Genomic DNA, 14,421 nt, shown 5'->3' with positions numbered 1-14,421 from the left:
CTCGACACCTTCTCAGGAGAGCTGTGTCCACGAACGACTCCGACTCCGCGAACGGTCCCACCGACCCCGAGGCGAAGCTGCGCGAATACCTGCGCCGCGCCATGGCGGAACTCCACGAAACCCAGGAGAGGCTGCGAGAGGCCGAGGAGCGGGTCACCGAGCCGATCGCGATTGTGGGTATGGGGTGTCGTTTCCCGGGTGGGGTGGCTTCCCCGGAGGACCTGTGGGACCTGGTGGTGGCGGGGACGGACGCGGTGTCGCCGTTCCCGGTGGACCGTGGGTGGGATGTCGCGGGTTTGTATGACCCTGATCCGGGTGCGGCTGGGAAGTCGTATGTCCGTGAGGGTGGGTTTCTGCATGGCGCGGCGGAGTTTGATGCGGGGTTTTTCGGTATTTCGCCGCGTGAGGCGGTGGCGATGGATCCGCAGCAGCGGTTGTTGTTGGAGACGTCGTGGGAGGCGTTGGAGGGGGCGGGGATTGACCCCCACAGCCTGCGTGGCAGCCGTACCGGCGTCTACGCGGGAGTGATGTACCACGACTACGGCAGCGGTCACGTCACCGCCGCCGACGACATGGGCGGGTACTTCGGCACCGGCACCTCGGGAAGTGTGGCGTCGGGTCGGATCTCGTATGTGTTGGGGCTTGAGGGTCCTGCGGTGTCGGTGGATACGGCGTGTTCGTCGTCGTTGGTGGCGTTGCATCTGGCCGTGCAGGCGTTGCGGCGCGGCGAGTGCGACCTCGCCCTGGCCGGCGGTGTGACGGTGATGGCGTCGCCCGGAACGTTTGTGGAGTTTTCGCGTCAGCGTGGGTTGGCGGTGGATGGGCGGTGCAAGGCGTTCTCGGATGCGGCGGATGGGACGGGTTGGGCCGAGGGTGTGGGGTTGTTGGTGGTGGAGCGGTTGTCGGATGCGCGGCGTCGTGGGCATCGGGTGTTGGGGGTGGTGCGGGGTTCGGCGGTGAATCAGGACGGTGCGTCGAATGGTTTGACGGCGCCGCATGGTCCGTCGCAGGAGCGGGTGATTCGTGGGGCGTTGGCGGATGCGCGGATCTCGGCTCCTGAGGTGGACGTCGTGGAGGCGCACGGCACGGGGACCCGGTTGGGAGATCCGATCGAGGCCCAGGCGTTGCTGGCGGTCTACGGGCAGGGCCGGCCGGTGGAGCGGCCGTTGTGGTTGGGGTCGTTGAAGTCGAACATCGGTCATGCGCAGGCTGCGGCGGGTGTCGCGGGTGTGATCAAGATGGTGATGGCGATGCGGCACGGTGTGCTGCCGAAGTCTTTGCATGCGGAGGTTGCGTCGTCGCAGGTGGACTGGTCGTCCGGTGGGGTGGAGGTGTTGTCGGAGGCGCGGGCGTGGCCGGTGGTGGAGCGGGCGCGTCGGGCGGGGGTGTCGGCGTTCGGTGTGAGTGGGACGAACGCGCATGTGGTGCTGGAACAGGCACCCGATGAGGCTGGTGCTGAGCCGCTGTCGGAAGCGAGGCCGGTGCCGGTGGTGGTGTCGGGTGTGTCGGCGGGTGCGTTGGATGCGGGGTTGGGGCGTCTGGCGTCGCGTCTGGTCGGGGACGGCGAGCTGGATGTTGCGGAGGTGGGGTGGTCGGCTGCGCAGCGGTCGGTGTTCGCTCACCGTGCGGTGGTGGTGGCGTCCGACCGCGATGGATTGCTGGAGGGCTTGAGGTCGCCGGTCGTCTCCGGTGTGTCCGGTCCGGTCGGGCGCACGGTGCTGGTGTTTCCGGGTCAGGGGACGCAGTGGTCGGGTATGGGCGCGGCGTTGTTGGAGTCGTCGCCGGTGTTCGCTGCCCGTATGGCCGAGTGTGCCGCGGCGTTGGCTCCGTTTGTGGAGTGGGACCTGCTGGAAGTCGTGCGCTCCGGTGATGGTCTCGAGCGGGTGGATGTGGTCCAGCCCGTGACGTGGGCGGTGATGGTGTCACTGGCTGCGGTGTGGGCTTCGGCGGGTGTCACCCCGGATGCGGTGGTGGGTCATTCGCAGGGTGAGATTGCTGCTGCTGTCGTGGCCGGCGCGTTGTCGCTGGAGGATGGTGCGCGGGTGGTGGCGTTGCGGTCTCAGGTGATCGGCCGGGTACTGGCCGGCGCGGGCGGTATGGCCTCGATTGCGCTCCCCGTGGAGGCGGTGGAGGAGCGTCTGTCCGGCTGGGCTGGCCGGTTGGGTGTCGCTGCGGTCAACGGCCCTGCCATCACCGTGGTCTCCGGCGAGGCGGACGCGGTCGGCGAGTTCGTCGCGCTGTGCGAGGAGGAGGGGGTGCGGGCGCGCCGTATCCCGGTCGACTACGCCTCCCACTCCGCCCAAGTGGAGGCCATCGAGGATGAGTTGGCGGGTCTGCTGGCGCCGGTGGTGGCCCGGGAGCCGTCGGTTCCGTTCCATTCCACCGTCGAGCCGGGCCGGCCGGTGGTGACCGACGGGGCTTACTGGTATCGGAATCTGCGCCAGCCGGTCCGGTTCGCCGACACCATCGAGGCACTTCTGCGTGACGGGTTCGGTGTGTTCATCGAGTCCAGTGCCCACCCCGTACTGACCATCGGCATCCAGGAGCTGGCCGATGCGGCGGGCCGTGAGGACACGGTCGTGGTGGGGAGTCTGCGCCGTGACGAAGGCGGCCTGCACCGCTGGTGGACCTCCGCGGCCGAAGCATTCGCACGCGGAGTCGCGGTCGACTGGAAAGCCGCCTACACCGCGCACAACCTCACCGCAGCCCACGTCAACCTGCCCACCTACCCCTTCCAACGCCGCCACTACTGGCTGGAGTCCAGTCCCCGGAGCCTGGACAGTGGCGTGCGTGATGCCGAGCCCGTTGGTGGTGAGGCGTGGCGTTACCGGGTGGTGTGGAAGGGGCTCTCGGCAGGCGGGAACCCCCAGTTGTCCGGGCGTTGGCTGCTGGTTGTCCCGGAAGGTATCGACCCGGGCCCGGCCGGTGACATCGCCGACGCACTCACCCACCACGGCGCCACCGTCGAGCGAATGGTGGCCGACCCGGTGGTCCTGGGGCGTAAGGGGCTTGCCGCACGGCTCGACGGGCAGTGGGACGGCGTCCTCTCCCTCCTCGCGACGGACGAGCGACCGCACCCGGACCACCCCGCTCTGGACCGTGCCACCGTCGGCACGATGCTGCTGGCACAGGCAATGTCCGACGCGGGTACCCGTGCGCGGCTGTGGGCCGTCACGCGTCGGGCTGTCGCCGTCTCGGCAGGAGAACGGCCGAGCCTGGCCGGCGCGCAGGCGTGGGGCGTAGGCCGGGGGATCGCGCTGGAACTGCCCGCCCTGTGGGGAGGCCTGGTGGACCTTCCCGACGCGCCGGACGCCAGGTGCCTGCGACTGCTGGCCTGGGTGTTGTCCGAGGCGGGTGCCGAGGACCAGGTGGCCGTACGCGCTTCCGGTGTCTACGGGCGCAGGCTCGCACCCGCCGGGGGAGCGCCCGGCGGCGGCTCGGCCTACACCCCGCGTGGGACGGTGTTGGTGACCGGTGGCACGGGTGCGCTCGGTGGTCATGTGGCGCGGTGGCTGGCCGCGAGCGGTGCGGAGCATGTGGTGCTCACCAGCCGTCGTGGGGAACAGGCGCCCGGGGCAGCCGAGTTGGTGGCGGAGCTGGGCGGACTCGGTGCCCGGGTCACAGTCGCAGCGTGTGATGTGGCCGACCGTGAGGCGCTGGCCGGGCTGTTGGACGAGCACCCGCCCACCGCCGTCTTCCACACCGCGGGAGTTCCGCATTCGGGTGAGTTCCTGGCCCTGCGGGTCGACGGTATGGCCGACGTGTACGGCGGCAAGGTCGCCGGGGCACACCACCTGGATCAGCTCACCCGTGACCGCGATCTGGATGCCTTCGTGCTGTTCACGTCGGGCGCCGGCGTGTGGGGCAGCGGCGGGCAGAGCGCGTACGGCGCGGCGAACGCGGCGCTCGACGCGCTGGCCGAACGTCGGCGTGCCGACGGCCGGCCGGCCACCGCGATCGCCTGGGGCCTGTGGGCCGGAGGAGGCATGGGCGAGGGCGAGGGCGAGGAGTTCCTCCGGGAACGCGGCCTGCGGGTCATGTCCCCCGAACGCGCTGTGGAAGCTCTTGGCGTCGCCCTGGACCGTGGCGACACCTGTGTGGCCGTGGCGGACCTCGACCTGCCCCGGTTCGCCCGGTCCTTCACCGTGTTCCGGCCGAGCCCTCTGATCGGCGACCTGCGGGGCGTGGGCGCGGTGGGTGAGCGGCATGAGGACACGAGGGCCGGCGAACGTGAGCTCTTGGCACGGTTCACCGCCGCGGGCCCGGCCGAGCGTCAGGAACTGCTGCTGGACCTCGTCCGCCGTCAGGTGGCCATCGTGCTGGGCCACTCGGGCCCCGAGTCCGTACCGGCCGACCAGGCATTCAGGGACCTCGGCTTCAGCTCCCTCACAGCCGTCGAAGTGGCGACTCGGCTGACCCGGGCGTTGGGAGCGAAGGTGCCGCCGACCCTGGTGTTCGATCATCCGACGGCGGAGGCGGTGGGCGTTCACCTGGCTCAGTTGCTGGAAGCCCGAGGCGAAGCGGCACGGTCGTCGAGCGAGGAACGGATCAGGGCGGCGCTCACATCGTTGCCCCTGGACACCCTGAGGGAAGCGGGCCTGCTCGACGAACTGCTCGCCCTCACCGAGGCCCACGAAGCGGCGGCCTCCCCGTTGGTACCCGTACCGGCACCGTCCCCTGCGGCGGTATCGGGATCGGTGGCGGTACCGGGACAGTCGGCGGGCTCCGCGATGCGTCTCGGGGGAAGCGACGCCACCGACCTGGACGCCATCGATGACCTGGACGCCATCGACGAGTTGGACAGCGACGCGCTGATCGCGCTCGCGCTCGGCGAATCCGGTTCCTGACCGCGTCGCCCCCTGAATTCCGCCCCTGCCGTCCGCCCCTGCCTTCCGCTCTCTTCCGCACCGGCCCCCCACGTCGCCCCACCGCACCGCCGCTCCGAGAGGAGAACCGCTCATGCCCATGTCCCCGTCCCAGACCTCCCCCGAGAAGTTGGTGGAGGCCCTGCGTACCTCCGTCAAGGAGGCGGAGAAGCTCAGACGGCGCAACCGTGAACTCGAGGCGGCCCAGCACGAGCCGATCGCCATCGTGGGAATGGCCTGCCGTTACCCCGGAGGCGTCGACTCGCCCGAGGCGCTGTGGGAACTGGTCGCCACGGGTACGGACGCGGTCGGGCCGTTTCCCACCGACCGGGGCTGGGACACCGACGGTGTGTACGACCCCGATCCGGACGCCCAGGGGACCACGTACTGCCGCGAGGGCGGGTTCCTGACCGCTGCCGCGGAGTTCGACGCGCCCTTCTTCGGCATATCGCCGAGGGAGGCCGTGGTGATGGACCCGCAGCAGCGCCAGCTCCTCGAAGTGTGCTGGGAGGCCCTCGAACGGGCCGAACTGGACCCCCACACGCTGCGTGGCAGCCGGACCGGGGTGTACGTCGGCGCGGCGCACGCCGACTACGTCTCCGAACCCGGCCGGGTGCCGGAGGGTTCGGAGGGCCACCTCCTGGCAGGCAGCGCGGACGCGGTGCTGTCGGGACGGGTGTCGTACGCCCTCGGGCTGGAAGGCCCCTCGATGACCATCGAGACGGCCTGCTCGTCGTCGCTGGTCGCCGTGCACGTGGCGGTCACGGCCCTGCGGCGCGGAGAGTGCGGGCTGGCATTGGGCGCGGGTGTGGCGGTCATGCCGGACCCGGCGGCGTTCGTCGAGTTCTCACGGCAGAAGGGACTGGCGGCCGACGGTCGGTGCAAGGCGTTCTCGGCGGACGCGGACGGCACCGGCTGGGCGGAGGGAGTCGGTGTGCTGGTGCTCCAGCGGCTGAGCGACGCACAGCGCGAGGGCCGCCCGGTGCTCGGCCTCGTACGAGGGTCGGCCGTCAACCAGGACGGCGCCAGCAACGGCCTGACCGCCCCCAACGGCCCCTCCCAGCAACGGGTCATCCGGCAGGCGCTCGCCGACGCCCGCCTGACACCGGACCAGGTCGACGCGGTGGAGGCGCACGGCACCGGCACGCGACTCGGTGACCCCATCGAGGCGAGTGCCCTCATCAGCACGTACGGCCAGGAACGGCCCTCCGGCCGCCCGTTGTGGCTGGGGTCGCTGAAATCCAATATCGGGCACGCCCAAGCTGCCGCAGGCGTCGGCGGTGTCATCAAGATGGTGCAGGCCATGCGCCAGGGGCTGCTGCCGCGCACGCTGCACGTCGAGACACCCACCCCGCACGTGGACTGGTCGGCCGGTGCCGTACGGCTGCTGACCGAGCCCGTCCCGTGGGAACACGCGAGCAGCCGCAGGCGAGCCGGCGTCTCGGCCTTCGGCGTCGGCGGGACCAACGCACACCTCATCCTGGAGGAGGCGCCGCCCGCCGAGCCGAAGCCGCCGACAGCCTCGCCGGCCAGCGGGGAGCCCGCGACAGGGCTGTCGGCCGACGGGGAGCCCGCGACAGCCCCCGTCGGCGACGCGGTGGGGCGTGTACCCGCCCCGGCCGCAGGTCTCCGTTCCGTCCCCGTGCCCCGGGACGGTTCCGTCCCCGTGCCATGGGTCGTTTCGGGGCGCGGTGAGGCCGCTCTGCGCGATCAGGCCGACCGTCTGCACCGTCACCTGGGCGGGGCACCGGACTCCGCTCCGCTCGACATCGGCTACTCACTGGCGACGACCCGCAGCGCCTTCGAACACCGTGCCGTGTTCCTCGGTTCCTCCCGCACCGAACTGATGGACACCCTGCGCGGGTTCGCGGACGGCCGCCGTTCTCCGGCAGTGGTCAGCGGTGTACGCCAACGCGACCGCAAGCTCGCCTTCATGTTCGCCGGGCAGGGCAGCCAGCGCACCGGGATGTCCGGCGATCTGCGCGCCGCCTTCCCGGTGTTCGCCGACGCGCTGGACGCCGTCACCGAACGGCTCGACCCGCAGCTGGACCGGCCGTTGTCGGCTGTGCTGGAGGCCGGGCCCGGTACCCCGGACGCGGAGCTGCTGCACCGTACGCGGTACACGCAGGCTGCGATCTTCGCCGTCGAGGTGGCACTGTTCCGACTGCTGGAGAACTGGGGCCTGCGCCCCGACCGGCTTCTCGGGCACTCCGTCGGCGAGATCACCGCCGCCCACGCCGCCGGGATCCTCGACCTCGACGACGCTTGCACCCTGGTCGCCGCGCGCGGTCGACTCATGGACCAACTGCCGGACGGCGGAACCATGGTGTCCCTCCGTGCGTCGGAGGCGGAGGTCCTTGACCTGCTGGCCGACAGCACCGGCCCGGTGGGTGTCGCGGCCGTCAACGGACCGGAATCCGTGGTGATATCCGGCGCGGACGAGGCGGTGACGGCGCTCGCGACACGGTTCGCCGCTCTGGGGCGTGCGACGAAACGGCTTCGGGTCAGCCACGCCTTCCACTCACCCCTCATGGACGCGATGCTGGACGACTTCCGTCGGGTCGCACAAGGGCTGCGCTACCACGCTCCGCGTATCCCGGTCATCTCCCACGCGACCGGCGGCACCGACGCGCGGGCCGCCACGGCCGACGAACTGCGCCGCCCCGACTACTGGGTGGACCATGCCCGGCGGACCGTCCGCTTCCACGACGGTGTGCTTACGGCACGCGCCCAAGGGGTCACCACGTTCGTGGAGATCGGCCCGGACGGAGCGCTGAGCGCGATGGCCGAGGAGTGCCTCGCGGGTGAGCCCGATGTGACGTTGGTGCCCCTGCTGCGCCGGCCCCCGGCAGGCGCTCGCGGCCTGGCAGCAGCGCCGAACTCCGGGGCCACGACCCTGCTCCGGGCGGTCGCCACGGCCTTCACCAGGGGCGCCACCGTGGACTGGGCCTCGCTCTTCGCGGGTTCCGGCGCCCGGCGTGTCCCCTTGCCGGTGTACGCATTCCAGCACCGCCGCTACTGGATCGAACCCGCCACCCCCGCCGGGCGTGCGCTCCCCGACTGGCGCTACCGCACCGCTTGGCAGCCGCTGCCCGCCGCCCGGACGGGCCGTCACCCGGCCGGCGCGGCGACGGCTCCGTCGGCCGCCCCTCGCCACTGGCTTCTCGTCCACCCCGACGAGAGCCGGGGCACTGCGCTCACCCAGGCTGCCGAGCGGGCCCTGAAGGGCATGGGCGCCGTCGTCACCAGGCTGCCCGTCGACGTGCCGTCCGCCGACCGTTCCTCGCTCGCCGCCGCCCTCGCCGGGTCCCTGCACCCGGCCGGAGGTGACATGGAGAGTGACACAGACGCTCCCGTGTCTGGGGTGCTTTCGCTGCTCGGCGCCGATGATCGGGAACATCCCCAGCACGGGCCGGTGGCCGCCGGAGTGCTGGCAACCGTGTTCCTGGCCCAGGCGATGGAGGATGAGGCGGTGCCCGCTCGCCTGTGGTGCCTGACTCAGGACGCGGTGGGCGTGGAGCGCGGGGAGCGGCCCACCCCGGCCGGCGCCCAGCTTTGGGGGCTCGGCCGCACGGCCGCACTGGAGATGCCCGCGCGCTGGGGCGGTTTGATCGACCTGCCCGGTTCCGCACAGGACGTCCACTGGGCCTCGGCGGCACGGCTGCTCGACGGCCCCGAGGACCAGATCGCGGTACGCGACTCCGGCGCCCACGGCCGCCGACTGGTCCGTGCCGCTACAGCCCCGGGCGCTCGCCGGTATCGGCCTCGCGGCACGGTCCTGGTCACCGGCGGCACCGGTGCCCTCGGCGCGCATCTCGCCCGTTGGCTGGCCCGTAACGGCGCCGAGCACCTGGTGCTCGTGGGCCGCCGTGGCGGGCGTGGGCCGGCGGGCGCCGCGCTCGAAGCCGAACTCCTCGAACTGGGGGTCAAGGTCACCATGGTCGCGTGCGACGTCGCGGACCGGGACGGGCTGGCAGGCGTGCTGGCCGCCGTACCGGCGGACACCCCGCTCACCGCGGTCTTCCACGCCGCGGGTGTCCCGCAGGTGAGCGCCCTCACCGACACCCGTGCCGGCCTCTTCGCCGAGGTGTATTCCGGCAAGGTCGCCGGCGCCCGGAACCTCGACGAGCTGACACGCTCCCACGACCTGGACGCGTTCGTGCTGTACGCGTCCGGCGCCGGAGTGTGGGGGAGTGCCGGACAGGGCGCGTACGCCGCGGCCAACGCCGAACTGGACGCTCTCGCCCAGCGCCGCCGCGCCGACGGCCTGCCCGCCACGTCAGTCGCCTGGGGAGTGTGGGAGGGCGAGGGCATGGGAGGTGGCGAAGGCGCCGAGTACCTGCGCCGCCGCGGAGTACGGCCCATGGCGGCCCGGACAGCGCTCGAACACCTCGTCCGCGCCATCGACGACGAAGAGCCCTGCCTGACCGTCACGGACATGGACTGGCCCCGCTTCGCCGACGGGTTCACCGCCTTCCGGCCCAGCCCGCTGATCTCCGGACTGCCGGAGGCGCGCCCCGCCCCCCAACCCCCGGATGGGCTCCTGGAGTCGGCGGTGACTGCGGCCCCGGGCCACCATGCGGCCACTCCCGGCCGGAACGCGACCGCTGTCACCCGGGCGCGTATCGAGGGGCTGAGTCCGGGCGACCGGCCGGCCGCCCTGCTCGCGCTGATCCGGGACGAGGCGGCCGACCTCCTCGGGTTCTCCGGTCCCGAGGAGGTCGCGGCCGACGAGCGGTTCCTGCTGCTCGGGTTCGACTCCCTTTCCATGGTCCAGCTGCGCCGGCGTCTCGGCGCGGCGCTGGACGTCGAACTCCCCGCGACCGTGGTCCTCGACCACGGCACCTCCCGTGCGCTCGCCGACCATCTGGCCGGCCTGTTCGCCGGCGACGGGCCGGGTGACACTCCGGCCGGCGTCATGGACCGGGCCCCGGCCGGTACCGGCACTGGCCCCGGCTCTCGTATCCCCGCCGCACGGCCGGTGGCGCGGACGGGCTTCACCGGCCTGTACGAGGAAGCCGTCCGCACCCGCCGGGTCGGCGAGGCCGTCGACGTGCTCGCCGCGGCGGCGTCCTTCCGCCCCTCCTTCGGGACCGCCGACGAGCAGCCACTGACTCCGGTCGTCATGAGTGGTGCCGGGGCCACCACCGGCCCGGGCCGCCCGCTGCTCGTCGGTTGCGCCGGCACGTCCGTCGCGTCGGGCCCGCACGAGTTCCTGGCCCTCGCCCGGGCGTTCGAGGGCCGGTGCGACTTCGCCGCACTGCCCCAACCCGGCTTCGAGCCGGGCGAGAAGCTGCCGGTATCGCTCGACGTGCTCCTCGAAGCACAGGCCGCCGCGCTCGCCCACCACACCGCCGGCCGGCCCTTCGTCCTCCTGGGACACTCCGCGGGCGCCAACCTTGCCCATGCCCTGACCCGTCATCTCGAAGCCCGTGGCGACGGCCCGGCAGCCCTCGTCCTCCTGGATGTCTACACACCCCGGGACCCCGGCGCGATGGGCGTGTGGCGCCACGAAATGCTGGACTGGGTGGCGCGTCGCGCGGCCGTCCCGCCCGACGACACCCGTCTGACCGCCATGGGCGCCTATCACCGCATGCTCCTGGACTGGTCGCCGCGAGCCACCTGTGCACCCGTACTGCACATCAGGGCCGCCGAGCCCCTGGGCGAGTGGACAGGAGAGCCGGGCGCCTGGCAGTCGCGCTGGGAGCACGCCCATACGGCCGCCGAACTGCCCGGCACCCACTTCACGTTGATGAGCGAGCACGCACCGCACACCGCACGAGCAGTGCTCGGCTGGCTCGACGGCCTGAGCCTCATGGGCGCGCACGGTCCTGCGGCCGACACCGCCGAGAACGAGGGGAACAAGTGAGCCTCGCACCGACCGTGATCGACCCGGCCGTCGTCGGCCGTCGACTGCAACTGACGCGCGCCGCCCAGTGGTTCGCGGGCGCCCAGGACGACCCCTACGCACTCGTCCTGCGGGCCGAGACCGCCGATCCCGCCCCCTACGAGGAGCGTGTACGGGCCCGGGGCCCGCTTTTCCACAGCGAACTCCTGGACACCTGGGTGACCGCGAGCCGGGCCGTCGCCGACGAGGTGATCGCCGCACCGGCGTTCGACGGGCTGACCACCGACGGCCGACGCCCCGGAGAGCGGCAACTGCCCCTCTCCGGCACCGCACTCGACGCGGACCGTGCGACATGGGAAAGGCTCGGCGCCCTCACTGTCCAGGACGGACCGCTGCTGTCGGGGCAGCACCGGACGGCGCTGCGCGAGTCGGCCGGGGCACACGCCCGCACCCTCCTCGACGGCCTGGCGGACTCCCTCTACGCCGACGGCGCGGTCGACCTCGTCGACACGTACGCCCGCAGGCTGGTGGCGCGGGTGATCCGCGAACAGCTCGGTGTGCCGCAGCCGCTGGCGAACGTCTTCGACGACGCGCTGACCGGGTGCCGCGGCACCTTCGACAGCGTGCTGTGCCCACAGCTCCTCCCCGACGCCGTCGCCGGGGCACGGGCGGAGGCCGAACTGACCGCTGTACTGAGCAAGTTGCCGACCGGGCGGGATCCCGAGGCGGTCACTGCCGCGCGTGCCCTGGCCGTGGGCACCGCCGAGCCCACCGCCACCCTCGTCGGCAACGCCGTACAGGCGCTGCTGGAGCGGCCCGGGCAATGGGCCGCCCTCGCCCAGGATCCAGGTCTGGCGGCAGCCGCGGTGACAGAGACACTGCGTGCCGCCCCGCCCGTGCGCCTGGAGTGGCGGGTCGCCCGTAAGGACACCGAGGTCGCGGGCGAGCCCGTCCCGGCAGGCGGCCGGCTCGTGATTCTCGTCGCCGCCGTGAACCGCGATGCCGCCGACGCCACCCCGTTCGACCTTTCACGGCCCGAGTCCGCGCCGTTCGGGCTTCCCGGCGATCTGTACTTCCGCTTCTGCGGTCCCCTCGTCACAGCGGTCGCCGAGGCCGCCCTCGGGGCGCTCGGCGAACGGTTCCCCGGCCTGTACACCGCGGGCCCGGCCGTCCGACGCCGTCGCTCGCCGGTACTGCACGGCTACGCCCGTCTCCCCGTCGCCGCCACCCGAGGGGCCCGTGCCCTGCCGACCGCTGCCGTATAGCACCCGAGGAGGGGAGTGCCCGCATGCGTATCCTGCTGACCTCGTTCGCGCACAACACGCACTACTACAACCTGGTCGCCCTGGGCTGGGCGCTGCGTTGCGCCGGGCACGACGTCCGGGTCGCCAGCCAGCCGTCGCTGACCGACACCATCACCGCTTCCGGGCTGACCGCCGTACCCGTGGGTGACGACGGGGCCATCATCGAGCTGATCACCGAGATCGGCGGGGACCTCGTCCTCTACCAGCAGGGCATGGACTTCGCCGACACCCGGGACGCGCCGCAGTCCTGGGAACATGCCCTGGGGCAGCAGACGATCATGTCCGCCATGTGCTTCGCGCCGCTCAACGGTGACAGCACCATCGACGACATGGTCGCCCTGGCCCGCTCCTGGCAGCCGGACCTTGTGCTGTGGGAGCCGTTCACCTATGCGGGCCCCATCGCCGCGCACGCCTGCGGCGCCGCCCACGCCCGGTTGTTGTGGGGACCCGACGTCGTACTCAACGCGCGGCAGCAGTTCAGGCGGCTGCTCGACGAGCGCCCCGCCGGGCAACGCGAGGACCCGGTCGGCGAATGGCTGACGTGGACGTTGGAGCGGCACGGCCTGGCGGCCGACGAGGACACCGTCGAGGAACTGTTCGCCGGCCAGTGGACGATCGACCCGAGCGCGCAGAGCCTTCGGCTGCCCGTTCGGGGCGAGGTCGTGCCGATGCGGTTCGTGCCGTACAACGGCGCGTCGGTCATTCCGGACTGGCTGTCCGAGCGGCCGGACCGGCCCAGGGTCTGCATCACGCTCGGGGTGTCCACGAGGGAGACGTACGGCGGAGACGACGTGCACTTCCACGAACTGCTCGCGGGACTGGCGGACGTGGACGCCGAGATCATCGCAACCCTGGACGCCGGACAGCTCCCGGACGCCGGGGATCTCCCCGCCAACGTGCGGGTCGTCGACTTCGTCCCGCTGGACGCCCTGCTGCCCAGCTGTGCCGCGATCGTGCACCACGGAGGCGCGGGCACCTGCTTCACGGCCACCCTGCACGGCGTCCCGCAGATCGTCGTCGCTTCGCTGTGGGACGCGCCGCTGAAGGCGCTGCAGCTCGCCGAGGCGGGCGCCGGTATCGCCCTGGCCCCCGAGAAGCTCGACGTGCACACGCTCCGGGACGCCGTCGTGCACGCCCTGGAGAGCCACGAGATGGCCGAGCGTGCGCGGTGCCTCAGCGAGGAGATGCTCGCCGCGCCCACCCCGGCCGCGCTCGTACCCCGACTCGAACGTCTCACCGCCGCGCACCGCCGCGTTTGACCCCGTTCAAGGAGCCAACACATGAACCTCGAATACACCGGCGACATCGCCCGGCTGTACGACCTGGCACACCAGGGCAAGGGCAAGGACTACCAGGCGGAGGCCAAGGAGCTGGCCGCGCTCGTCAACTCCCGGCTGCCGGAGGCTCGTTCGCTCCTGGACGTGGCCTGCGGCACAGGCATGCACCTGCGGTACCTCGGCGAGATCTTCGACGAGGTCGAGGGTGTCGACATGTCACCCGACATGCTGGCCATCGCCGAGCAGCGCAACCCGGACGTCCGTATCCACCGGGGAGACATGCGGGACTTCGCCCTCGATCGCCGCTTCGACGCCGTGATCTGCATGTTCAGCTCCATCGGCCACATGCGGGACCAGGAGGAACTGGACGCGGCGATCGGCCGGTTCGCCGCGCACCTCCCACCCGGCGGGGTCGTGATCGTCGATCCCTGGTGGTTCCCGGAGAACTTCACGCCGGGCTACGTCGGCACAAGTCTCGTCGAGGCGGAGGGCCGCTCGATCGCCCGCTTCTCCCACTCCGTCATCGAGGACGGAGCGACCCGGATCGACGTGAACTACCTCGTGGGCGTGCCGGGAGAGGGCGTGGCGCATCTGCAGGAGAGCCACCGGATCACGCTCTTCGAACGGGCGCAGTACGAAGCGGCCTTCGCGCGAGCGGAACTGTCCGTCGAGTACCTCGCGCACGCCGCCACCGAGCGCGGGCTCTTCATCGGCGTCCGGGTCTGAGGGGGAAGACGGTATGCGGCACATTCTTGAGGCGATCCACTCGCTCACCTCGTCGGGCGGCTCGGCGAAAGCTGTCTCGGCCGACTTCGCGGCCCTCGCGCTGCCCAAGTCCTACCGGGCCGTGACCCTCCAGAAGGAGGAGACGGACATGTTCGCGGGGCTCGACACCCGTGACAAGGACCCGCGCAAGTCGCTGCACATCCAGGACGTTCCGGTGCCGGAACTCGGCCCGGGCGAGGCCCTGGTGGCCGTGATGGCGTCCTCGGTCAACTACAACACGGTGTGGTCCTCGATCTTCGAGCCGCTCCCGACGTTCCACTTCCTGGAGCGGTACGGAAGGCTCTCGCCACTGGCCGAACGCCATGACCTGCCGTACCACGTCATCGGCTCGGACCTGGCGG

General features: G+C 71.9%; 4 protein-coding genes and 2 pseudogenes. All 6 read left to right on the top strand.

The features are described 5' to 3' along the window. Nucleotides 1–23 precede the first annotated feature (23 nt). Entirely contained in the window at nucleotides 24–4,847 is a 4,824-nt protein-coding gene (locus AOK17_RS17910; protein ID WP_063997243.1) for a type I polyketide synthase, read from the top strand. Nucleotides 4,848–5,007: 160 nt separating this feature from the next. After that, nucleotides 5,008–10,734: pseudogene (locus AOK17_RS17905) on the top strand (SDR family NAD(P)-dependent oxidoreductase); the annotation flags it as partial. Next, nucleotides 10,731–11,978: a cytochrome P450 family protein gene (locus AOK17_RS17900; protein WP_055613497.1), complete on the top strand. Its 1,248-nt coding sequence runs from the start codon at nucleotides 10,731–10,733 to the stop codon at nucleotides 11,976–11,978. The pseudogene AOK17_RS17905 and the gene AOK17_RS17900, both read left to right, overlap by 4 nt. 23 nt (nucleotides 11,979–12,001) lie before the next feature. Next, nucleotides 12,002–13,276, top strand: coding sequence for an activator-dependent family glycosyltransferase (locus tag AOK17_RS17895; protein WP_055613496.1), 1,275 nt, complete (start codon nucleotides 12,002–12,004; stop codon nucleotides 13,274–13,276). A 21-nt stretch (nucleotides 13,277–13,297) separates the two neighbouring features. Continuing rightward, entirely contained in the window at nucleotides 13,298–14,020 is a 723-nt protein-coding gene (locus AOK17_RS17890) for a class I SAM-dependent methyltransferase (protein WP_055613495.1), read from the top strand. 13 nt (nucleotides 14,021–14,033) lie between these two features. Then, nucleotides 14,034–14,421, top strand: a pseudogene (locus tag AOK17_RS17885) (crotonyl-CoA carboxylase/reductase); the annotation flags it as partial.

The organism is Streptomyces phaeochromogenes (assembly GCF_001418655.1).
Lineage (GTDB): Bacteria > Actinomycetota > Actinomycetes > Streptomycetales > Streptomycetaceae > Streptomyces > Streptomyces phaeochromogenes.
The sequence above is the reverse complement of the archived record's forward strand: the minus strand, read 5'-3'. Positions and strand labels throughout refer to the sequence as shown.

What these genes read in the sequence shown, in the direction of transcription:
- AOK17_RS17895 (WP_055613496.1), top strand. Translation starts at nt 12,002, where the DNA reads ATGCGTATCCTGCTGACCTCGTTCGCGCACAACACGCACTACTACAAC.
- AOK17_RS17890 (WP_055613495.1), top strand. Translation starts at nt 13,298, where the DNA reads ATGAACCTCGAATACACCGGCGACATCGCCCGGCTGTACGACCTGGCA.